The following is a 21378-nucleotide window of genomic DNA, read 5'->3' on the forward strand; positions in this document are numbered from 1 at the left end:
GGTCCAATAGGGTGAGGGCATGGGTAGGTTGTTCCGGCGTGTCGTTCGCACCGCTCGTCGTCCGCGTCGTGGTACCGGCGCGACGACCGTCCGCAGCGCGGGGGGCAAGCAGTACCGCGTCGTAGCGGTCGACGAAGCCAAGGACACCGAATTTGCAGACCCCCCAAGGAAGTGGGGGAGGGTTGGTGTGATGGCTGGGGCCTGGGCCATCGCCCTGGCGTTGGGTGCTTGGGTTGCGCCCGGCTTCGCTGCCAGCGGCAACCCCGAGAACCAAGACCCGCGCGACGAGGCCGCCACTGACGCTGACGGTGCCGCCCTTCGGTACCTCCGATACGGCTCGAATGAGGATCTCGATCGGGCTGAATCGGCTCTGTGCGAGGACGCCTCCCCTGAGGTCGCTCCCGAGGACCTTGACGCGATCCGCCAGGCCTATGCCGAGGAGTTTGGCGGTATCACGGACATCGATGTCAATGCTGGCGACCCTGTTCCGTCTACAGAAGGCATCAGCATCGCGGGAACAGTCTCGTACATCGCTCAGGGTAATCGGCGACAAGAGGACTTCCTTGTCACCGTGCAAGAAACCAATGGCACCTACTGTGTTTCGAATGCCACGCAGGCTGAGGAAGCAGGGCCGACCGAGCCCGAGGCTACCGGCGAGCCTGTCGATCCGAAGGAAATCGCACGCGGGCTCATGCAGGCGGTGGTGCTTCATCAAGATCCCGCCGCGGCTGCCGAGTTCCAGTGCGCCCCTGCGTCATACTCGGGCATTACCCCAGAAGAGCTTGATGCAGCGATCACAGAGTGGGCTTCGACCAACGGCGAGACCGATGGCGCCATCGACTCGACTAAGTCTGCGGAAACCTCAGAGTCGTCCGTCACAGCCTTTGATATCCAGATCACGCTTGCCGGGGATTTGAATGTTGAGTCCTTCGTCTTTACTGTTGGGGTGCAAGGAGATTGCGTCTCCTCGATCGACGGGGGAGAGGAACTGATGGAACCCGCTGGGAACTAGGGTCCATTTGAGACTTCGCGACACGCCGTAAGTGGCGGTTGACAATCGAGGGATGTTCGCTCACCATTTGGTCAGCGCGCCTCATCCGCACGTTCGGTTGAACCGTTTGTGCGAGGGCTAGCTTCTAACTGAACATGGCAGTGAAAGTTGCTGCCGCCCGGTGGTGGTTTCTTTGGCGAGAATGCCACCGGGCGGCGCCCATACACCAGAGGAGCAAGCTCCCTTGGCAACTACGACCATACTCGATTTCGGGCTGCCCGCAAACAGCCATTCCGGGGCGAATCAGAACCGTCGACCGGGCGTTCCCACCTACCTTGAGCAGGTGGTTTACGCCGTTTCCGCCGACCCCGATTCACCCGGCGCGTACCGCTACGACCCCGAGACCTCCGACCCGACCCGTCCTGAATCGGACCCGCGATCCCCGCGCTACGAGCCTCCGCATCTGCGGCACCGGCCCGGCGACACGTGGATCATCGACCGCGAACGACCGCACGATCCGCTCGACCCCGGCCCGTTCGGCTCGCCGGAGTGGCGACCCGACACCCGAACCGGCCGCCACCGCAGGGGCGAACTGCCCGACGAGCCCCGAGAGACCGAGCCCGTCCGACCCCGATCCGAGCGGGCTAATCGACCGTCACCCGGCCCCACCTCCGAAGGGGCCGAAGGGCATCACGTGTCTCCCGGTCGCATCGGCAACGAGCCGCCTGAACCGCCTGAGCGCCCCCGCCGCCGGTTCTGGGAGGACGACCACGAAGACCGCTACGACTTCGGCAAGCTCCGCGAGGAAGCCTGGACCCGCTTCCTTGCCGGGTCGCAAGAACTGCACCGCGCCCACCTGATCGCCACGACCACCTTCGGCGACCGATGGTTCAAGTTCTGGGCCACGTTGCGCGCCTTCCTCTTCCGAGCCCTCGGGATCGAGGAAGCGGTCGAAGAGCCACCCACGGTGGAGGGCCCGACACTGCAGCTCCGGACAGTGACCTCACCCGCCAAGGCCTCAACGCGCTCCCTGCTTGCGGGAACGCCCTTCCAAGGGGCGCGTCGCACCAACCCCATCAGCCCGTACCTCGGCAACTGGGAGCGCCATTTCGATGAGCGGCAGGCGTTCCGAGAGGCGGTGGCGCTGTGAGCTTTGAGTTCGTGGAACCAAACCCCAAGTGCGCGAACGCAGCCGAGGACGACCTTGACGGCCTGCACTTCGCGGCTGTGATCGGCGGGCGGCGGCTCTACTTCGCCGCGTTCCCTTCCCAAGCGCGCTTTCGCATCACGATGGCCCGAGCCTGGGAGTTGAAGACCGAACCCCTCGGCTCGGTGATCCGGCTCGACACCGATGAGCCAGGCCTTCGTGTCTGCGCCCCAATGGAAGTCGAGTGGGCGAGCCGGCACGCGGAGAAAATCATCGCCGAAGCCGTGTCGGTCTGGAGATCCATCGCACGAGACTGCGAAGCTTGAGCGGTATTGGAAGCAGGTCGGCGCACCGCGGTGGGGCAGTGCGCCGACCTTTTCATTATCCAAGTCTTCAAAGTCCGAGTTGCACCGGTCCTTGCCGCCCAAAGACTCTAGAGGTACGTCATCCAGCGTCGTTGGGATTCTCTTCCACCTCGGCGGTGCTGCCGCCCTCCTGGAACTGGGGCGGGCATTCGGTCGTGGCGGCGGCATCGAGGTACTGCTGAATCTCCGTGACGCGCGAGTCAAGGTAAGTGCCCCGGTAGACGGCCGGAGAGAGGTCGTCTCGCCGTGGGACTTCGAGGAGCACTCGGTCATCGGCTTTGAGGGCGCTCGCGGGGTCGGTCGCGGCGGGATCGGTCATCTCCAGCTCCACGAGGCCCTGGGCATCAGTCGGTTTGAGCGGCTGTTCCACCTCAAAAGTCACGATGACGCGGCCATCGGCGTCGGCCGGTTCGACCGAGACGACCTCGCCGACCGCCATGAATTGCGAGCAGGCGATGTTCTCAGCTTCGTTGAGGCTATGGACGAACGGCTGCTCGCTGTCGTCGTCGAAGTCGACCGTGAACAGGATGAACCCGCCGAAGGCCACAAATACGGCCGCCAATGCCAGCCCGGCGATCAATCCGCCGGATGGGCGCTTTCGAGTGCCTGCACCAGCTTCGTTCCCGATCAGGTTGACCGCTCGACGCAGATCCGACTCAGTCGGTTCCGATTCCTTCTCCGTCATCGGATCTCCTCCGTGTTGAAGCCGTTTCGAAGCGCGGTGACGGCCGAGTGCAATCGGCTTTTCACCGTACCTTCAGGGATCTCAAGCAGCGTCGCGATGTCCCGGACCGGCAGGTCGACATAGAAGCGCAAGGCCACCACCTGCCGTTGGAGTTCCGTCAAGAGGTCCAACCGAGCAGCAACCGCTAGAGCGAGATCGCGCTCCTCCTGCGGGTGGGCCGGTGGTCGCTCGGCCCATCGCGCGGCCAGCCGATCTCGCAGTCCGTTGTCTCGATTTCGGGAGCGATGCCAGTCGGCTGCTACTCGAGAGGCGACGACCGAACTCCAGGCACCGTGGTTTCTGATCGACTCGGCTGCTTGTGCTGAACTGGCTTGCAGGAGTTTCAGGCGCACTTCCTGGAGCGCGTCATCGAGATCGTCCCAAGGTACGCCGCCGAGGGCGAGCACGGCGCGAACGCGCGAAACATCCTGGTGGTCGGTGAGAAGCGAGGTGCCGCGATCGGCCTTCTTCGCGTTGCGCGGTCTCGCCATGGCGGTCTCCTCCTCACTGTCGATACCTATGACGGGGAAGTCGGCCGAAACGTTCGGGGCTCGGGTCAACTTTTCCGCGTTCGAGGCAGCCGGTCCTGGATTTGGAGACCGGCTGCCCCAACGCGGCTACTTCACCTGAAGGTCAGCCACAGCCGGAGGTCGCAGCGAGCGTGCCGACCTGAGCTTCAGGCGCCACAGGCGTGGCGGCCTCAAGCTCGCTGACCAAGGCATCGGCTGTCTGACCGGCGACCTGTTCTTCTAGTCCGAGTGCGGTCTCCTCAGCTGCAGCAGCCGCGAACTGCTCTGCGCTCTGGATTTCGCCCTCCAGTTCACCGTTGCCGAGTGTGGCGTCGTCGAAGGGGATCTCAGATCCTTCGCCGAGGCCGCGCCACTGGGCGGGTTCGGTTTCGCCGTCTTCACAGCGCTCAACCTCCCAGCGGATGGCCATGACATAGGTGTGGCCGACCTCGACTCGCGGCCGCTCGTGCAGCGCCATTTCCAGCGGTGCGGAGGTGTCACCCTCGACGAACTGTGCGCCGATCGCGGTGTACTCCCAGGTAGTCGGTGCTTCCATGAGGGAGCCCTCGCGCGACCAGAGCACCTCGGCGATTTCGAGCGTCACGGTGCGGCCGATGAGGCCTTCGCCGCGATCGAGTTCGATCTGTGTCGGAGGGACTGCGGTTTCGGCGACCGCGTTCACCACGACCACATGGTCGGCGTAGGTGACCCAGTCGGCCGCGGTCTCGCTCGGCAGGTGGTCGGCGCCTTCGACCATCACGACGCCGGGTTCGGGTAGGACCGTTTCGGGAGGTCCCGGGGCGGCGAGCCCGGCGATCGCGAGTCCGACGGCTCCTACTGTGACCATTACCGTTCCAGCGGAGACGATAAGGGGAATTCGCTTCATTGTCGTCTCCCTAGTACTCGTTGTTGATGTTCTCTTTGTTGTTGGCTCCAAGCGCTGTGTTGGAGCCGACCGGCGTCTGCATGCAGCCCAACTGGCTGTCGGTGTTGGATCTGATCGGCGACGAGACGCTTCCGTGGACGAGACCGACGGCGTGGCCGGTCTCATGGCAGGCCAGGCCGCGTGTGTACGAGCCGGCGCCGCGGATCCGCACGAACTGCTGGTCGCATTCGTCGAGGGTCACGGCGTTGTTGCACCAGGTCATACCGTCAAGCCCGGAAGGGATGGCTTCAGAGCCCTCCTGGTAGATGATGTCGGTCTCGGCGCTTCCGGAGAACGAAGGCGTGGAGTCGTATGAGACCGAGAGATCGGTCGGGTTGTAGTCAGAGGACATCGTCTCGCGGACGTCGTCCTTGTCCGGCGTCTCGAGTTCGAAGTCCCCGCCGCTGTCCATGTAGTAAGTGAGGGTGGCGTTGTCGGTACGGCAGGTGGACTGCCGGGCGTTGGGTTCTTCCGAGAAGCACCCGGAGTTGGCGTACTGAGTCGGGTACATGTTGTCTGTGTAAGCGGCCCAAGCGAGCCCGGCGGTAGCCGCCAGGACCACGAGCACCACAGCGCAGAATCCGACGATTCTTGCGGCCGTCTTGTCTGCGAATGCTGTCAACAACGAGTTCTCCTGTCTCTTCGAGGAGTCGGGCCACGTCTGCGTGCGACCCGATGGGGTATTGGAGATGGGAATCGAGGGCAGGCACGATGAACACCGCCTGCCGGGCGCGAAGCAAACGGCAGGTGGTCAGAAGTTTCTTGCTTGTGGGGTAGGGGGTGTAGGGGAGTGATTGCACTGCGCCGGAACGCATTCCGGCATGAGGGGGACTCAGGCTATTGAGCGAAATGGATTGTCGCAACGTTAACAGCGCCTGAACGCGCTGTCAATCACGATCCGTTGCCAAACGATGCCAACCTGCGATCGCTGTCCACGACCCCTTGACTATTCGAGGGGAGCGCCCATCTGGTTCATGAAGTCGACGGGGTCGACCGCACCAGCTGGGCTTCGGTCGGCGTTGAGGTGCGTCTCGAAGTGGAGGTGCGGGCCGCTCGATCGGCCAGAAGAGCCGACATAACCGAGGATCTGACCGGCCTGGACCACGTCGCCTTCTTTCACGAGCGGAGCGGATCCGAAGTGGCAGTAGCGGGTCAGGTAGTCACCAGCGTGCACGATGTTGACGTACCAGCCGCACCCGGCCACCTCAGGAGAGCCGTCCTGGTTGCAGGAGTAGGGAGCCCCGTAGAGGCTGGCGTTGCACTCGGAGGTGATCACGGTGCCCGCAGCGGCGGCCACCACGGTCGCACCGCGAGGAGCGCCGATGTCGACGCCGTTGTGGGTGGGACGCTCGGCGGTCCGGAACCCGGAGTTCAGCGGCCCCTCAACGGGAATCATCCAGCCGGAGGCGGACAGCTGGCCGGGCTGCGTGCAGGTGCCGAGCTGCGTCGAGACTGCGGCGACTCGGCCTCCGCCGCCGGTCAGCGTGTTGACGATCTCGGTCGCCTTCGGCTCGTGCTTGGCGTACGCGTCGGGGAAGGCGGAGATCTGGACTCGCTGGGCCGCGACGGTGAGCGGCAGTGTCTCCCAGTTGTCGATGGTCAGGAGCTTCTCGTAGAACTTGGTCGAGGCGTAGACGGGGTCTTGGATCTGTTCCGGTGTGCCCCAACCAGATGAGGGACGCTGCTGGAACAGTCCAAGGGAGTCGTGGTCGTTCGCGGCACCCAGGTGACCGTGGTTGGTGAGGCTCGACTCCTGCATCGATGTGGCGACGGCGATGATCCAGCCGCGTGCGGGGATCTCGAGGTCCTGCCCGACCGAGATGATGATCGCCGCGTTCTTGATCTCCTCGGAGGTGTACGGGTCGATGGCAGGGAACTCGGCGTTCGGGTCGACCGTGGAGTTCGTGCCGCAGCCCGCGAGGGACACCGTGCCGTCTTCGCCGTTCGACTGGTCGGACAGCAGCTGCACGATCGAGATGACCGCGCCGAGGCAGCACACGCTGAGGACCGTGAGGGTCCACATCAACGGCCGCAGCTTCTTGGGCATCTTGGGGGGCTGGGGGTCCGCCGATCGCTCTTTGGCGGTCGCGTCGTCGTACTCGATGCTGCTCATGACTGCTCCCAGTCGATAGCCGAGACCAACCAGTCGAGGTCGGTCCAGTCGTTGGAGCCTTCAGTCATGGTGAGGATCAGCGTCCCCGTGTCCATCTGGATGCCGACTTCCGCGCCGTCCGGGACCGGTTCTCCGGTGATCTCCGTGGCGGGGACCGAGAGCGGGTCGACGCCCTGCATCAGATCGGCCTGGTTGTCGGTGAGGAACGGCGCGATCGAGTCGTACCAGCTGCCAGCGCTGTAGCCGTTCGGGTTGAGCCAAGCTTGCGCGAACTCGACCGAGCGGTCTACCGCTTCCTGCGGGAGTTCCTCTTCGGGGTAGCAGTCGTCGCCTTCGCATGCCTCGGTCGCGAGGCCGTCGTCTTCAGTGAAGGCCTCGGAGCTCGCTTCCGAGGTCGAGCCCCCGCTGCTCGAATCGTTGCCGTCAAGCGGCGTCTGCTCGCGCTGCGTCGCCAGCGCGATCACCCCTAGCACCAGGACCAGGATGATGACGACGATCCCGTAGCGGGAGAAGATGATCCGGAGGGCTCGGTTCATCGGTCACTCTTTTCTCGAAGGCCGGTAGACCTCTCCACCGCCCGAGCCGCCGCCGCCACTTGACGTGGGACTGCTGGTGCCGGCCGGTTGGTCGGCTCCCGTCTTCTGCTCGGGCAGGGTGTCAGAGCCGCTGCGCGGGGTGCGCACGGTGTCGGCGACCTCTTCGGGTCGCGCGTCGTCGCGGCGGCGCGAAGTCCGTTCGCGCTCGCGCTCGCGTTCGGCCTCGCGCTCGGTCTCGGTGGTGCGCCTGCCGAGGAAGGCGTCGGCCACACCTCCGCCCGATACGAGTCCGGCGATGCGTCGACCCGGTCGCAGGAGCAGCCACGCGGCGACGCCCAAGAGTCCAATGAGGACTACCTGTAGCCAGACGGGCATATTGGTGCCCAGGATCCGACTCGACGCCCAGATGTAGATCACCGCTGCCAGCGAGAAGATCGCGACGTTGATGATCGCGCCGAGGACCGTGTTGACCAGGCGTTTGAATGGGCCACCGGCCGGGCGGAGCAGCGCGATCGTGCCGATGATCGGCAGGGCGACGATCGCGAAGCGCACGATCATGAAGCCCAGGATGATCAGGATCGAGGCCGTGAGGTCGAACAGTGAGAAGAAGATTGCGGTCAGCAGGGCGAGGAAGCCGGTGCCGGTGCGCTCCCAGGCGCGCTGGCCGCTGATGTTCGCGTAGGCCTCGGGGTCTTCGGTCTGGATCTGAGCGACCAGGTTCCGCCAGAGTTCCTGCTTCTCCTCGATGAGGTCGTTGCGGTAGGTGGCCGAGTCCTCCGCTTCAGCCTGCTCCTCCCACGAGAAGGCCTGTGCTGCGAAGAGCGCCGGACCGTACTTGTAGGCAGCGTTGGATTCGGTGACGACCGGGTTGCCCTCGGCGTCTTCGACGACCTCGCCGTCGCGTTCCTGGAACTTGACTTCTTCGCTCTGGCCGAGCATGGTCCGCAGCCAGTTCTGGTAGAGCACCTGGCCAGCGACGGTGTCGGAAGCGACGACCGCAGCAGTTCGGGTGTCGATGCAGAAGTCCTCGCCGTTGTTCTCCTTGAGCTCGTCGTAGCGCGCTTGGTCCATGCCGTCTTCGCGCCAGCAACCTTCGACTTGATCATCGTTGATGAGCACGGTGCTGAGGTTCATTCCGATGGTCAAGGCCTGGTCGGTGTATTCGGCGGCCTTGACCGGCCAGCGCACCACGGCAGTCACGAGAACAAGGATGAGCACGGCCCAGGCCACGGTCGTGACCGCGTTGTTCATGTCGGCTTGCTTTGAGCGCCAAAGCAGGTAAAGGCCGATGAGACCCACGGTGACCGCGCCGAAGACCGTGAAGATCTGGCGGTACAGGATCTCGGTGCCCTGCTCCATGAACTCGTTGGACCAGCCCCACATGTTGTCGGGCTCCCAGGCGGCCTGCCGCATCGAATTCGCGGCCCCGACAGTGGCGACCGAAAGGTTGAACTCCATGTTCGCCAAGGCATTCGCGGTGTCGGCGCCGTTGGGGATCGACACGGAGTCGACGCAGCCGCCGCCGATCGACATCTCTTGGGAGCCGTACATCGGGAGCTGGTAACCGGCGTAGCCGTAGCGGCTGTAGGTGCCGATGCCCTCGCTCTTATCGAGGGTGCTTGGGTCGGCGAACCAGCCCGCCATGCCGGAGTCCGGCGACGCCGGTTGGGGTGCGGCCTCGCACTGGAGTTCCTGGCCCGCAGGCAGTTCGTCGACGCACTGGGACCAGTAGGTGTGCCACTCGTAGTCCGTGCACCCCTCCGCATCACCTTGCGCCCCAGCCATTCCTGGCGTCAGTACCAGGGCACCGGCCGCCGCCGTCAGGGCGAGCAGGACCCTCCCGATCCGTCCGGCCGCGCGTTTGGCGAGGCCGGGTCGTCGGTGCTGGTGTTTCGGAGGAGCAAGGTCGTGATCGGCGGAGGGGTCGGTCACTTCGCCTCCCCGGGCGTGGTGTTCAGGTACTCGAGTAGGTTGCGGACCCAGCTGAAGTCGGCGCGGATGCGCTGGACGCGTCCGTCGACGTCCCTCATGACGAACTCGCGGTAGGAGAGCTTCTGCGTCTCAGACGCGTCCACTTCGGACAGCGAGGCGAGGACGCTCTCGTAGCCGACCCCCGTGGGCACGCGGAGCAGCTTCAGCGCCTCCTCGGCGACCTCGCGGTCCTCGGCGATGCGGCCGACGAAGACCGTGGAGACGAGGTTCTGCACGTCGAGTCCGAGGATGTCCTTCGGGTTCTGGCTCGCCACAAGCGCTGCGAGGTTCCACTTACGGGAGTCGCGGGCGAGGCGGACCAGGAACGAGCGGCCGGACTTCCAGCCCTCCATGAAGTGCGCCTCGTCGAGGCCGACGAGCTTGCGGCGGTGCATGTCCCCGCCGTACGCGCGGCGCACGGCGAGGCGGTGCGCGGTGTGGAGCATCGGCAGGGCCAGGGCCTCTTCGGCGCTCCAGTACTCGCGCTCGATCCCGAGGTCGGGCAGGCGCAGGCCGGACATGGTGATGACCGTGAGCGCGGTGTCGTCCTCCAGGACGCCCTTGTCGGGGTTGCCGAAGAACAGCTTCGCGAGCGGCATCTCCGCGGTGTCGAGCAGGAGCGCGGCGAGTTCGGCGCCGTCGCCGGTGACGTGGTCCTCGGCGTCCTGGAGGGTCTCGACGATGTCCTCGATCGTCGAGTCCTCTTCGGCCGGGACGTGCCGGGCGGCGTGGCGCAGGAGGCGGGCCGTGCTGGCCTCGCGCTGGATCTGCGGCGGCAGGAGCATCGCGCAGATGTCCTGCACGAGCATGCGCCTTTCGCTGCGGGCGTTGGAGACGGCGATGTCGTAGTCGCGCTGGCCGTCGGGCGAGTCGTCGAAGTGCTCGCGCCTGGGCGACGGGATGAGCGCGTACGGCGCGAGCGTCCCGTACTCCGAACCCGTGAGGTTGAGGACCCGCGAGTACGGCTTGAGCTCGGGCATCTCGCACAGCCGCGCGAGCGGGCCGGATGGGTCCAGGAGCGTGACCTGCACGCCGCGGCGGGCCGCGAGGTAGCCGATCGCGCCCATGAGCGTCGACTTGCCGCCGCCGGGTTCGGCGACGAAGACCGAAAGGCCGGACTTCTCGCGGACCTCGGTGGCGAAGTGCATGTCGAGGAAGACCGGGCGGCGGCACGTGCCAGCCGTGCGGCCGATGAGGTCGCCGCGTTGGTCGCCCACTGTGGATGCTGCCTGCGGCAGGGCCGCGGCGAAGAGCTTCACCGGCATACGCCGCACGTACCCGGTCTGCGCGACCGGTTCGCCGGGGATGAACTCGCGGGCGAGCCAGTCCTGGTTCTTCGGGTGCTGGAGGCTGATGCGCATGTCCCGCTGGTACATCTGCATCAAGGTGCGGGCGCGCTCCAGGCACTCCTCTTTCGTGTCGGCGGTGACGGCGATGCGGTGCCAGCCGTGGGCGCGCGCGGCGTCGATCGGCAGGCCGGTGGTCATCTCGTCGCCGACGCCGAGGGCGCGTTCGGCGAGGCGCTGGAGCTCCGGCGGGGCGTCCATCGCGTGCTCGTCGTAGTCGCGCTGCTGCGAACGGATGAGGCGCAGGCGGTGGTCGAGGTCGCGGAAGGCCTCGCCGGGGCCGAGGATGTCGATGCGGCTGGAGATCTCGACGGGCCACGGGCAGCGCTCGTGGAAGTGCAGCCACGGCTCATGGCGCTGGGGGATCTCAAGCTCCTCCATGCGGCCGACGGTGAGGACCGCGGTGTGCTTCTCCTCGCCGGTGAGGCGGTTGACGAGCTTCACCGTGGAGCCGTACGGGCTGCGGTAGCGCTCGATCGACTCGGTGAGGGCCAGGACGTCGCCGGACTCCCACTCACCGTTCGAGCCCGAGAGCAGGCGCGGCGGGGACATGCCGAGGGCGACCGAGCGGTAGACGAGCCATTCGAGCTCGGCGGTGGTCGCGCGGCGGGCGCGGACGCCGAAGGAGCCGAGGACCTCGTCGAACTGGAGGCTGCGCTTCTCGATCTTCTCGCGCTCGGAGAGCTTGGTGCCGCGGCCGAACATGCGGCCGACCTTCTCTCCCAGCTGGTCGAGGGCGCCGCGGCGGCTGAAGGTGATGCCGAGGAACGTCTCGCCCTCGGCGTGCGAGAGCTGCTGCAGGTGGCGCTGGGCGGCCACGAGGTGGTCGGCCCAGCTGGTGCCGCCGGGGACGGTGCGCAGCGGGCGGGCCGTGTACTTGTCCACAGTGCGGGCCCACTGGTCGGCCGGGAACGGCCGGGTGGTGCGGCGCAGGTGGACGCGCATGCCAGCGAGGCCGGCGAACTGCTCGGCGATGGCGACGATGAGCGCCTCGCGCTCGAGGTCGGGCCGGAAGGACCAGCGGACGCCGGGCAGCTTGTACCAGGCGGTGACCGAGGCGGGCGTGAACGTGGCGTGCCCGGCGATCTCGGTGAGGCTCAGCTCGCGGAGCGGCTGCTTCTCCTTGTCCCTGGGCAGCGGCTTGACGCGGGTCGGCTTGTGGTCGGCGGTGTCGAGCACCGCGGCCTCGGCGCGGGCCTGCTTGACCGGGACGAGGTCCTGGCCGGGCACCCGTTGTGCACCCTTTTGTTCAGCTGCTGTACGACCTGTGGAAACATTCCCGCGCCGCTGGTCAACAGCCTGTGGATAACTCTGCCCCTGCTGTGGATAACTTCCGTTGTGCTGTGGATAACCCTGTGGATTTCCGCTGGTGGGAGCCTGTGGGTAACGCTGTTGATAGCCCTGTGGATAACTCGCCGGATTCTGTGGATAACCCTGGGGATAACCCTGTGGACGAACGCTCGCGGGCGGCGTCATCGACGCAGGTGGCGAGGCGTGTCGCATCGGGTCCACTGGGGACGGCGTGGCGGCCGGGCTCGGCTGTGTAGGGGCCGGGGCGGGCGGGCTCGCCGAGCGGTGCGCCTTGACCGGTTCCGCTTTGAATACAGCGTCGGCCAGGGCCGTGGCGTCGTCGCCGAGGTCGCCGGACCGCTCCCGGTCCCGCACGGGTGCGGGCGGTCGGGGGGCGGAGAACTTGGCGACGGGCTGTCGGCGATCCTCGCCGCTCATAGGCGCTCCTCAGTTCGGACGGGCTCCACGAGTGTGGGCCGCAGGCGGATCGAACGGGTCGTGAACGCCGGTATCCGCTTCTCGTCCGCGGACTCGCGCGTGTGCTTCCAGTCGGTGAGCAGCGTGCGGACGACCGTGGTCGCGGGGCGGTCGGCGTCGACGTATCGGAAGATCAGCGAGGTGGCGACGAGGGCGAGGGAGATCTCGATGGCGGGGAAGAGGTCCACGTCGCCGGTGAAGGCCCACCGGAGCAGCATGAACAGGGCGAGCAGGGCGGCGAAGGCGCCGTACTGCCCGTAGGGGAGGTGGACGGGGAGGGTGTAGCCGGGAGGGCCGAGGTACAGCAGGCGGGCACGGTAGATGTCGTCGTCGGTGCGCAAGCGCATGGGCGTCCTCCGTCCGGCCTTACTTCAGGGGCAATGTGGGGGCTGCTCAATCCTCGGAGCTGAAGAGGACGTCGACCAGGCCGCTGCCGACGGCCACCAGGACCACGGCTCCGGCGATGAAGGCGATGCCGATGATCGCGATCGTGGAGGAGGTGAGCACGCGGCTGACCTCGCCCTTGTTGGAGCGCGCGATGAAGATGAGTCCGAGGATCGCCAGGAGGATCGGGGCGATCTTCGACAGGAAGAAGCCGATGATCCCCTGCGTGTTGATCTCGGCGCCGGCCTGGGCGTGCGCGGCTACCGTCCAGAGTGTCTCGCTCATCATCGTCAGTCCCATCCTTCCGTCACAGGAGTCACTACAGTCTCACGTAACGCAATTTTCACTCATGTTTCTTGTCTCCCAACCCATTGCGGGGTCTGCCCTCATCATATGCCGCTGCGCTGACAGAACGCACCTTCCCGCCGCTCCGCGGCGGTGCAAGCGCTGCCAGAAGACAGTGCAGTTCCTCATTGAAAGCGATTCGCGGGGGAAAGGCAATCCGATGGACGCGATCACTCCGTGTCGGCAATCCGACACTAAACTCGGGGAGGCCGGTGTCCTACGCTCGGAGACGCCCCGGCACCGCACAATAGAGCCCGACGACGCGGCACCGTCCAGCACAACCGAATCCAGCCCAGACCGCCGGCCACCAGGCCGAGCACCGACCTCGCGGAGACCATCTTGGACTACATCGACGACATCGCCGGGCGGCTGACCGCCGCCGCGATCGCCTTCGCCGTCGCCGGTCTCGCCGTCGCCGCCCTCTCGGCCGCCGCCCTCGGCGGGGTCCGGGCCTCAGAGAAGTGGCCCTCCGCGCCCGTCCCGCGCTTCGGCCGCCCCGTCGTCATGACCGGCGCGCTGTTCGGCCTGGTCGTCTTCGCCCTCGCCGCCGCACTGTTCTCCTTGGCGCAGTTCGGCACCGGGCTCAACGCGAACCTGCGGGTGCTCCTCGCCGTCGGCGTCGACCTCGCGGCCCTCGCGATCGGGCTGTGGTTGGTGAGCTACGTTGCGGGGAACGTCGAGATGCGAACGCTCATCAACGTTCCCGACCAGCCGGTGAACCCGCCGCCGATCCCGGTGTCGGGCGACCCGACCCGCTACCAGATGCCGGACTACACGGAGACCCCCATGGAACCCGAGCCGCAGGACTACCCGCACACCGCGCCCGAACCGCGCCACCCGGGATACGAAGCGCCGCAATCGCCGTACGCGCCCGACACGACCGCGACCGGCAGCCTCCCCGGCGCGCGCTCCAAGGTGCCGACCATCCCCACCGACACCCGGCCCGGCTGGGTCTTCCAGGACCGCGGCACCGGCGCGTACTACGCCGCCGTCGCCCAGAGCCGCGGCGGCATCAGCCTCCTGGCCCTCGACGACTTCACCGTCGCCCGCACGGCCTCGCTCGTCGGCCCGCTCGAACTCGTCGGCTCCGTCGAGGCCACCGTGTGGCCCTTGGAGAACGGCGAGAACGGCCGCGCCGAGGCCGAAGCCGAGCGCTGAGGCCTCAGCGGGTCGTCGGGTCGTCCATGATGCGGCTGTACAGCTCCGCGCACGCCTCGTCCTCGGTCGCGAAGACCACTTCCGAGGAGCGCTCGCCGCGCTGCGAGTAGTAGACGGCCCAGCCGTCCTCGCGCTGCTCCAGCGTGTGGTTCTCGTTCGGCAGGCCGCCTTCGAGCCAGTACATGTCCTCGCGGACGCCTTCGGCTTCGAGCAGCCGGGCGAGCTCGTCCTTCTTCATGCTGAGCACCTTACAGCCGAGTGATCTTCGAATAGCCCGACGCGTCGGGCACCAGCAGGTCCTTGACCGGCGCGGGCAGCTTGTACTGCACGCCCATGCCGGGCTCGCCGAACCACGGCGCGATCGTGCCCTCGTCCACCTCCATGTCCTCGTTCAGCCGGAACCGGCTGTACGGGGAGGACTTGCCGGAGGGCGGCATCGCCCGCTGCTCGAACGGGATCCCGTCAGGCGAGGTGTAGTCGCCCCAGTCGCTGCCGTACCGGTCGATGATCGTGCCCTTGGGCAGCGTGACCTTCCGGGACGGGCCGAGCGCGCCCGCGTTCGGCGGCCAGTTCAGGTCGCCGCGAGGGCAGCTCGGATCGGGAGGGTTGTCGCGGTCGCCGTGGCCCGGGCCGGGATTCGTGCCGACCGGGGCGGGGTCGCCCATCCACTGGTCGTACAGGTCCTTCTTGGAGGGCGGTCCGGAGCCGGTCGGCTTCCTGGCGCTGCTCTTGGGCAGGCTCGAGCCGTGCTTGCTGGTCGTCACAGGGGTCCTTCCGCGGGGGTTTCGGAAGCTCTCCCTGCAATGTAGCGGTTGCGTGCGAGGAGCGGAAGGCCCGCGGATCAGGCGTCGGGCGCGCTGACGACCTCGAGGGTGTAGGGGTTGAAGTCGTCCTCGGGGTCGACCGTCTCGATCCCGGCCTGCCGCAGGACCGCGGCGACCCGGTCCAGGCCCTCCTGCCGCTTCCGGCCGGAAGCGAGGACGGCGGGATCGCCGAACTCGCCGGCCTCGATGAGCGCCATGAGCGCGGTGTGCTCCCGCTCGGACAGCTCCCAGGTGATGTAGACGCCGCGCCCGTCGTCGGCGTCGTCGACGGTGAGCTGCGCCGACTCCCGCTCCCCCGGCTTGCCCGCGTAGGACCACGGGACGGCGGCGGCCGTGAGCGCGTCGGACACGAGGTCGGCGATGCGTGCGAGCTCCTGCGGCGAGGCCTGCTCAAGACTCATTGACGGTTCCTTCCAGTCGGTCCGGCGCACCCGGGTCAGATGCCATGGTAGATCTCGGCGACGCGCTTGAGCTCGGCGTTCTCGGCCGCGTTGAGCGCCGCGACGGCGGCCTTGTCTTCCGGCGTCCAGTTGGGCCTGTTGGTGGAGTCGAAGTACTCGACGGTCCACTCCACCTTCGCCTTCGGGTTGTTGCCGCGCACCAGGCCCTCGCAGCGGCAGCACGGCTGCCGCTCGGAGTACATCTCCTCGATCTTCAGCTGGTCGTCGGCGGCCCGGCCCTCGTTGAGCTTGTCGAGCTTCTCCTTGATGACGTTCTCGGAGCAGCCGGACTTGCCGCTCACGCCGTCGACGACCGTCCCGTCGCTGAGCCGGGCCGCCGCCAGGTTGCGCTTCAGGCTCGGGTCGAGGTCGGTCTTCGTGTTGGGCGGCTTGCCGATCGACCGCGGCGTGCGCATGTTCGCGACGTGCTGACCGAGCGTGCCCTGCCCGTACGGGACACGGTTCCCGTAGGTGCGCCGGTAGTTCGGCGCGAGGGGGTTGCTGATCGGGTTGGCGGCCTGGGGGACGCCCTGGCCGGGTTTCCGGGCCGAGCTGCTGGGAAGGGAGCTCTGCTTCGGGGTGGTCATCTCGTCTCCGCTGCCGTCGACGCCGGGTGTGCACGGCAAAACTAACAGGGGCCGCCTGACGGTCCGGACGCGCGGATCCCGGGGAGGCGGGCATGGTGCATGCTTGAGGCAGCCCGTCGTCCAGCACCCCCGGGGAGGCTTCCCGTGTTCGGCTTGATCCAGGTGGAGAGCCAGTCGATACGCAGCGCTTCGACGCAGATGAAGCAGTATGCGTCCCAAGCGAAGAGCCTCCCGCAGAGCGCCGTGCAGGCCGCGCAGCGGGCCGAGAGCGCCAACCGCGGTTTCATGTGCGCCGACGGCGCGAAGGACTTCGCCGACGACCTCGAAGAGGACATGCAGGACCTCCACGACCACTGGGAGGACACCGCCGAGGTCCTCGAGGACATCGCCGAGCACTGGGACCGCGCCGACGAGGACGCCGCCTCCGACTTCAAGCCGATCGAGTCCGACCTCAACGGCTTCAAGGTCCCCACCATCCCCGGCGGGGCGTGACCGGATGCCGACCTTCCAGCAGTGCATCGACGCCAACCCGACCGAGCTCATGTCCCTCGGCGTCTCCATCGGCTCCGCCGCCGCCCAGCTCACCCAGCTCGGCGCCTCCTACGGCCAGACCGTCGCCGGGCTCGCCGCCTCCTGGCAGGGCAAGGACTACCAGGAACTCGTCAAATGGTCGGTCGAGGTCGCCACCTTCATCGGCCGCAGCGACGCCGCCATGCTCACCTGCGCGGGCGCCCTCGAAGGCACCGGCGCCGCCCTCATGGCCACCTGCACCGCCATGAAGGCCACCAAGCAGGCCGCCGAAGGCGTCGGCTACCGCGTCCTCCCCACCCCGTTCGTCATCCTCGGCCCCAGCCAGTGGTCCCAGGTCTCCTCGGCCGGGCCCGGCGCCCCGGCGGTCCTCGCCGCCTACCAGGCCGGAGCGGTCGCGTTCACCACCGCGCTCGTCTCCATGTACACCGCCGTGATCGCCCAGGACACCGCCGGATACGCGGTCATCCGCACCGCCCTCGCCCTCAGCCCGTCCTAGGAGGCGCGACCATGAACCAGCCTTTCGAGTTCCAGGTCCCCGACGACTACGAGCGGCGCATCGAGGCCGCCCGCGCCGCACTCGACGTCGTGCCCCGCAACGAGAACTGGGAGAACGCCCAGCGCTTCCTCGCGAACCCGCCCAGCCGCGAGGACGTCGAGGCCGCCCAGCGCGAAGCCGAGCAGGCCATGGCCGCGCTCGCCGAGTTCCAGCAGATCCGCCACACCGGCCGCGACCCCGACCAGACCACCGAGGTCGTCATCGACGCCGCCGGGCAGCTGCACGGGCTCACGTTCGGCGTCGACGCCGTCCGGCTCGGCAACCACGGCCTCGCCAACGCGATCGGCCTCGCCTGGGCCGACGCCGAGGACGCCCGCGCCGAGAGCCAGAGCGCCTACGCGTCCCGCTCCGGCGCGCTCGGCGGCGGCTCCACCCCCGCCGACCAGGTCCTCGCCGACATCGAGTTCGCCCTCTCCGCCCGCGAGCACGAGCGCTTCGAGGCCGCCACCGAAGACGGGCTCGGCAAACTCGCCGTCAACCTGCGCGGACGCCTCACCGACGTCGTCTTCCTGCAGAACAACGTCCTCAACCTCACCGACCGGCACTCCCTCGCCGAACAGCTCGCCGCTGCCTTGAAACGGGCCCAGGCCGCCGCCGCGGCCCTCGCGGGCGAGATCGCCGCCGTCCACTACGCCCGGTTGGGATAACCCCGGCCGCGCCGGTGAGCTGCCCGAACGGCCGAACCGGCCCCGCACGCAGCGGTGCGCCCGACCCGGGTTTGTTCGGTATTGTCGTGGTGACGTCCACCGAAGTGAGCCGCCGCTGTGACCGAACCCGGCCAGATTTTCACCGACATCGATGAATATGTGACGCTGCGCCTCGACGACGACAAGATCATCGTCGCGGTGACGGCCGCCGGTTTCCGCCAACCCCCCAGCACCATCGCGCGTCTCGTCACCGAACTCGCCGCCCGGCTCCCGCGCCCCGGCGCCGAAGCGGACGCCGCCGTCGCCAACGGCATCAAGGCCATCGGCGAACTCCAGCAGGCCGCCGCCACCGGCGGCTACGAGGCCTTCGCCGCCATGATGCGCGGCCGCCTCGGCATCGACGGACACACCAGCCCCATCGGCCCCACCGGCACCCTCAGTCGCGATCCCGAGCACGACCGCGCCCTCGCCGGACACCTCGACGGCGTCCTCAAGACCATGCGCGCCGCCCAGACCGCCCGTGCCCGACCCGACCCCGAACAGCTCGAGATCACCGTCCACAGCGACGAAGGCGACCTCTCCGTCACCACCGGCGCCGACCGCGCCGTCGCCCGCGTCTGGATCGAACCCGCCGCCCGCCAGCGCGGCACCGACGGCCTCGGCCAAGCCCTCACCGACCTCATCGCCCGCGCCCGCGACGACCTGCGCGCCGCCGCCGAACAGCGCGCCCGCGCCGCCCTCCCCGCCGACCTCGCCCGCAAGACCGAAGCGGCCCCGGCCGCCGCCGACCGCGCCGCCCGCACCACCGGCGACATGGCCCAGCACATCAAGGCGCTCAGCGAGAGCATCCAGCGAAAGGCAGAACGATGACCCGCGTCTTCGACAGCGAATTCGTCCGTCAGCTCGGAGCCGACATCGAGGCCAACGTCGTCCCGATCCTGGAGAGCACCGACCAGTACCTGCAGGTCATGAGCGAGATCGACCGCGGCCTCTACACCACCGTCACCCTCCCCATGGCCGCCGCGTACTCCATCGCCACGTCCACCGTCGCCGAGTCCATGGCCGGAGCCGCCGCATGCTTCCGCGAGGTCAACGCCGCACTTGACGCGTGCGCGCAGGATATGGACGACACCGACGAAGCCTGCGCCACCGCGTTCGGCGCGAACGGATAGGAGCGGAGGGGGACATGTCCACGGGGCAGAGCATCATGGAAGCCGGGGAGGCGATGGCCGGCGAGTACAACGCCGTCATCAAGAGCTGCGCCATCGGCATCGCCGCCCCCGCGATCGCCTTCGGGCTCTCCACGCAGGCACTGGCCACCGTCGTCTACCTCAACCAATGCAACCCCGGCGACATCATGAAGGGCGCCGGGGCCTGGATCGCCCTGGCGGAGAAGAACCTCGAAGCGGTCGAAGCGCTCCAGGCCGAGGTCGACAAGGTCAACGACGGGAACTGGTCCGGCGACGACGCCGAAGCGTTCAAGGCCGCCTCCGCCGACGTCAAGGCCCAGCTCACCCAGCTCGCCGTGAACGCCTACCTCGTGGGGGCGCAGCTCCTCGCGTTCGCCGTCATGCTCACCGTCTTCTGGCTCTTCCTCACCGCCGCCACCGCGATCATGGTCGTGTACTTCGGGGCCTACGCGGCGGCCCTCGCCGGGGTCGTCTCCTCAGTCGGCGCCCCCGCGATCATGGCCAGCGCCAACGTCACCGCCGCCGCGCTCCTCGCCACCGCGAAGAGCTTCGAGGCCACGCTCATCTCGATCTCGACCGGGTGCGCGGCGATCACCGGCGCGATGTCGATCTTCACGTTCGCGTTCCAGAAGGCCAAGGGCAACCAGGTGTCGCCCTTGGACATCGCCGGTGCGGGCCTGACGAACATGATCGAAGGGCTCCTCGTCTACGGCCTCAACGCGGCCACGATGACCTCGGGCGGACGGCACGCCACGGGCGCCTTGCAGAGCGGCTGGGCGCTCGCGAGCCACCTCACCCAAGCGGCCTCGACGGCGTTCCCGACCTACAAGGGCGAGGACGAAGGCTGGGAGGCCGGATACGACGGCGGCGGGCCGCTCCTGGGGGCCCCCGACTCACTGCTGAACTGGCTGTGGGAGGACAACGCACCCGAGTCGATGAAGAACCCCGAAGACCTGGACTGGTCATGACGGCCAGCCCCACCTTCAAGCCCCCGCGGCCGGGCTGGGAGATCACCGCCGTCGGCGCGCCCGCGACCGGCGACGGCGAGCTGGACCTGCGGGTCGGCTACTGCGGCGGCGCGACCGACAAGACCCCGGCCCAAGCCGCGGTGAACGTCTCCGAGCGCCGGAAGGCGGGCGACCCGATCGCCGTCTGGAGCGACCTGCGGTCGAGCCTCGTCCCGGTAGTGCTCATCGACGGCGAGCCGAGAGCGACGGGCTGGGGCCGCATCAGACTGCCCCTGCCCGCCGGGCGGCACCTGATCCAAGTGCAGAGCCAGCACTCCCGGACCTGGCGGGCCTTCGCCATCGAAGCCGGGAAGACCACGAAACTCGACTACATCGGCATGACCGGCGAATCCCACCGGGCCTACGGCGAGGACCAACTGCGGTGGAACCTCCGCGGCCTCCACGGCCACACGATCGGGCCGCGCGGGAGGTTGAACTACTACCAGTACCTCCCTGCGAACGCCAAGGAGCGCAAGAGCTTCCTGGTCTTCATGCTCGCCCTCTTCGTCGGCGCCGCGCTCTCGGCCGCGCTCGGCTACTCCGGCGTCCCGGTCGGCATCGCGATCCCCGCCGGGGCCGTGATCTGGGCGGGCGCGCTGGCGTTCTGGGGGTTCCGGGTGCTGTGGACCCGGGCCCGCTACAACCGGCTCGAACCGGAGCCGCCGCTCGACTCGCGCGCGTTCGCCCCGCCGGGCTCGGCCGCGCCGCTCGTCCTCGACGCCGACGGCGACCTGCCCGCGCTGGCGGGCGGAGCCGCGGCGGTACTCCTCGACGCCCGGTTCCTGAAGGCGGACTTGGCCTCCGACGAACTGGCAAAACAACTACCCGAGGGCCGGGTCCGCATCGACGGGAAGCAGGCCAAGGCGCTCAACGCGATCGGCGAGATCGTCCCGATCCGGCACCGGTACGCCGTGCCGCCGCCTGAAGTCCTCCTGGACGGGGTTCCGGTGGGGGCCTTGTGGACTCGCATGTGGCTGGAGGTCCCGCCGGGGACGCACCGGCTCGACGTGCGCACTCCGGCGTCGCCGCTCCCGGTCGAAGGCGAGGCGCACGAACCGCATTCGGCGGCGGCGACAGTGAACCTCGGCGAGGGCGAAGTGGCCCGGATCGACCTGGCCGTCACAGTGACGGCGGTGCCGGACCCCGAACGCCCCGTCCTGCACCTGTGGCACTGCAAGATCGACCGGCTCGGCCCCGCACGCGAACCCGAACCTCCGGCCGCGCCCCGTGCCGACGTCCGGGGCGGGCTCCGGCGAGCGGTCACCGGCCGGTACTGGGAGACGAAGGACGACGTCCCGCCCAAGGAGTGACCTCT

General features: G+C 68.1%; 25 protein-coding genes. 11 read left to right on the forward strand and 14 right to left on the reverse strand.

Annotation, left to right across the window (positions count from 1 at the left end; translation table 11 throughout):
- Nucleotides 1-19: 19 nt before the first annotated feature.
- The 3 genes from ACGGCP_RS22190 to ACGGCP_RS22200 all read left to right on the forward strand — a co-directional run bounded on the left by ACGGCP_RS22190 (nt 20) and on the right by ACGGCP_RS22200 (nt 2464).
- Nucleotides 20-1012: a hypothetical protein gene (locus ACGGCP_RS22190; protein WP_392969228.1), complete on the forward strand. Its 993-nt coding sequence runs from the start codon at nt 20-22 to the stop codon at nt 1010-1012.
- Between the two features lie 322 nt (nt 1013-1334).
- Nucleotides 1335-2141, forward strand: a complete 807-nt coding sequence (locus ACGGCP_RS22195; protein WP_392969230.1) for a hypothetical protein — start codon at nt 1335-1337, stop codon at nt 2139-2141.
- A complete protein-coding gene (locus tag ACGGCP_RS22200; protein WP_392969233.1) occupies nt 2138-2464 on the forward strand; it encodes a hypothetical protein in 327 nt (108 codons plus the stop codon). The genes ACGGCP_RS22195 and ACGGCP_RS22200 overlap by 4 nt, the downstream gene beginning before the upstream one ends.
- Before the next feature lie 118 nt (nt 2465-2582).
- On the opposite strand, the gene ACGGCP_RS22205 is transcribed toward ACGGCP_RS22200, so the two are convergent.
- The 10 genes from ACGGCP_RS22205 to ACGGCP_RS22250 all read right to left on the reverse strand — a co-directional run bounded on the left by ACGGCP_RS22205 (nt 2583) and on the right by ACGGCP_RS22250 (nt 13063).
- On the reverse strand, nt 2583-3188 hold the full coding sequence (locus ACGGCP_RS22205; protein ID WP_392969236.1) for a hypothetical protein: 606 nt from the start codon (nt 3186-3188) through the stop codon (nt 2583-2585).
- Nucleotides 3185-3718, reverse strand: coding sequence for an RNA polymerase sigma factor (locus tag ACGGCP_RS22210; RefSeq protein WP_392969238.1), 534 nt, complete (start codon nt 3716-3718; stop codon nt 3185-3187). The genes ACGGCP_RS22205 and ACGGCP_RS22210 overlap by 4 nt, the downstream gene beginning before the upstream one ends.
- A 142-nt stretch (nt 3719-3860) precedes the next feature.
- Entirely contained in the window at nt 3861-4622 is a 762-nt protein-coding gene (locus ACGGCP_RS22215; RefSeq protein ID WP_392969241.1) for a hypothetical protein, read from the reverse strand.
- 10 nt (nt 4623-4632) lie between these two features.
- Nucleotides 4633-5283 (reverse strand): hypothetical protein, encoded by a 651-nt coding sequence (locus ACGGCP_RS22220; RefSeq protein WP_392969244.1) that lies wholly within the window; start codon nt 5281-5283, stop codon nt 4633-4635.
- A gap of 324 nt (nt 5284-5607) precedes the next feature.
- Complete coding sequence (locus ACGGCP_RS22225) at nt 5608-6774, reverse strand: M23 family metallopeptidase (protein ID WP_392969247.1); 1167 nt, start codon at nt 6772-6774, stop codon at nt 5608-5610.
- Nucleotides 6771-7310: a hypothetical protein gene (locus tag ACGGCP_RS22230; RefSeq protein WP_392969250.1), complete on the reverse strand. Its 540-nt coding sequence runs from the start codon at nt 7308-7310 to the stop codon at nt 6771-6773. The genes ACGGCP_RS22225 and ACGGCP_RS22230 overlap by 4 nt, the downstream gene beginning before the upstream one ends.
- A 3-nt stretch (nt 7311-7313) precedes the next feature.
- Nucleotides 7314-9095 carry an MFS transporter gene (locus ACGGCP_RS22235; protein WP_392969253.1) on the reverse strand — a complete coding sequence of 594 codons (1782 nt, stop codon included), beginning with the start codon at nt 9093-9095 and terminating at the stop codon, nt 7314-7316.
- 143 nt (nt 9096-9238) lie between these two features.
- Nucleotides 9239-12130, reverse strand: coding sequence for an ATP-binding protein (locus ACGGCP_RS22240; protein WP_392969567.1), 2892 nt, complete (start codon nt 12128-12130; stop codon nt 9239-9241).
- 221 nt (nt 12131-12351) lie between these two features.
- Nucleotides 12352-12741, reverse strand: a complete 390-nt coding sequence (locus ACGGCP_RS22245; protein ID WP_392969256.1) for a hypothetical protein — start codon at nt 12739-12741, stop codon at nt 12352-12354.
- Nucleotides 12742-12787: 46 nt separating this feature from the next.
- On the reverse strand, nt 12788-13063 hold the full coding sequence (locus ACGGCP_RS22250) for a hypothetical protein (protein WP_270116960.1): 276 nt from the start codon (nt 13061-13063) through the stop codon (nt 12788-12790).
- A gap of 399 nt (nt 13064-13462) precedes the next feature.
- Here ACGGCP_RS22250 and ACGGCP_RS22255 point away from each other — a divergent pair, with 399 nt between their 5' ends.
- The gene (locus ACGGCP_RS22255; RefSeq protein ID WP_392969259.1) at nt 13463-14281 is read left to right on the forward strand and encodes a hypothetical protein; all 819 of its coding nucleotides are present in this window, start codon (nt 13463-13465) and stop codon (nt 14279-14281) included.
- A gap of 4 nt (nt 14282-14285) precedes the next feature.
- Here ACGGCP_RS22255 and ACGGCP_RS22260 read toward each other — a convergent pair whose 3' ends face one another.
- The 4 genes from ACGGCP_RS22260 to ACGGCP_RS22275 form a co-directional block, all read right to left on the reverse strand.
- The gene (locus ACGGCP_RS22260) at nt 14286-14519 is read right to left on the reverse strand and encodes a hypothetical protein (RefSeq protein ID WP_392969262.1); all 234 of its coding nucleotides are present in this window, start codon (nt 14517-14519) and stop codon (nt 14286-14288) included.
- 10 nt (nt 14520-14529) lie between these two features.
- Nucleotides 14530-15045: a TNT domain-containing protein gene (locus tag ACGGCP_RS22265; protein ID WP_392969265.1), complete on the reverse strand. Its 516-nt coding sequence runs from the start codon at nt 15043-15045 to the stop codon at nt 14530-14532.
- A 77-nt stretch (nt 15046-15122) separates the two neighbouring features.
- Nucleotides 15123-15506, reverse strand: coding sequence for a hypothetical protein (locus tag ACGGCP_RS22270; protein ID WP_392969267.1), 384 nt, complete (start codon nt 15504-15506; stop codon nt 15123-15125).
- A 35-nt stretch (nt 15507-15541) separates the two neighbouring features.
- Nucleotides 15542-16132 (reverse strand): nucleic acid/nucleotide deaminase domain-containing protein, encoded by a 591-nt coding sequence (locus ACGGCP_RS22275; protein ID WP_392969270.1) that lies wholly within the window; start codon nt 16130-16132, stop codon nt 15542-15544.
- Nucleotides 16133-16276: 144 nt separating this feature from the next.
- Here ACGGCP_RS22275 and ACGGCP_RS22280 point away from each other — a divergent pair, with 144 nt between their 5' ends.
- The 7 genes from ACGGCP_RS22280 (at nt 16277) to ACGGCP_RS22310 (ending at nt 21373) form a co-directional block, all read left to right on the forward strand.
- Nucleotides 16277-16624, forward strand: coding sequence for a type VII secretion target (locus ACGGCP_RS22280; protein ID WP_392969272.1), 348 nt, complete (start codon nt 16277-16279; stop codon nt 16622-16624).
- Between the two features lie 4 nt (nt 16625-16628).
- Nucleotides 16629-17159 carry a hypothetical protein gene (locus ACGGCP_RS22285; RefSeq protein ID WP_392969275.1) on the forward strand — a complete coding sequence of 177 codons (531 nt, stop codon included), beginning with the start codon at nt 16629-16631 and terminating at the stop codon, nt 17157-17159.
- A gap of 11 nt (nt 17160-17170) precedes the next feature.
- Nucleotides 17171-17866, forward strand: a complete 696-nt coding sequence (locus ACGGCP_RS22290; RefSeq protein ID WP_392969278.1) for a hypothetical protein — start codon at nt 17171-17173, stop codon at nt 17864-17866.
- A gap of 117 nt (nt 17867-17983) precedes the next feature.
- Nucleotides 17984-18736 (forward strand): hypothetical protein, encoded by a 753-nt coding sequence (locus tag ACGGCP_RS22295; RefSeq protein WP_392969280.1) that lies wholly within the window; start codon nt 17984-17986, stop codon nt 18734-18736.
- The gene (locus ACGGCP_RS22300; protein WP_392969283.1) at nt 18733-19038 is read left to right on the forward strand and encodes a hypothetical protein; all 306 of its coding nucleotides are present in this window, start codon (nt 18733-18735) and stop codon (nt 19036-19038) included. Before ACGGCP_RS22295 ends, ACGGCP_RS22300 begins: the two co-directional genes overlap by 4 nt.
- A gap of 14 nt (nt 19039-19052) precedes the next feature.
- The gene (locus ACGGCP_RS22305; protein ID WP_392969284.1) at nt 19053-20024 is read left to right on the forward strand and encodes a hypothetical protein; all 972 of its coding nucleotides are present in this window, start codon (nt 19053-19055) and stop codon (nt 20022-20024) included.
- Complete coding sequence (locus ACGGCP_RS22310; RefSeq protein WP_392969287.1) at nt 20021-21373, forward strand: hypothetical protein; 1353 nt, start codon at nt 20021-20023, stop codon at nt 21371-21373. Before ACGGCP_RS22305 ends, ACGGCP_RS22310 begins: the two co-directional genes overlap by 4 nt.
- The last annotated feature ends 5 nt before the right edge of the window (nt 21374-21378 follow it).

Origin of the sequence: Glycomyces sp. NPDC048151 (genome assembly GCF_043202775.1) — a bacterium.
Lineage (GTDB): Bacteria > Actinomycetota > Actinomycetes > Mycobacteriales > Micromonosporaceae > Glycomyces.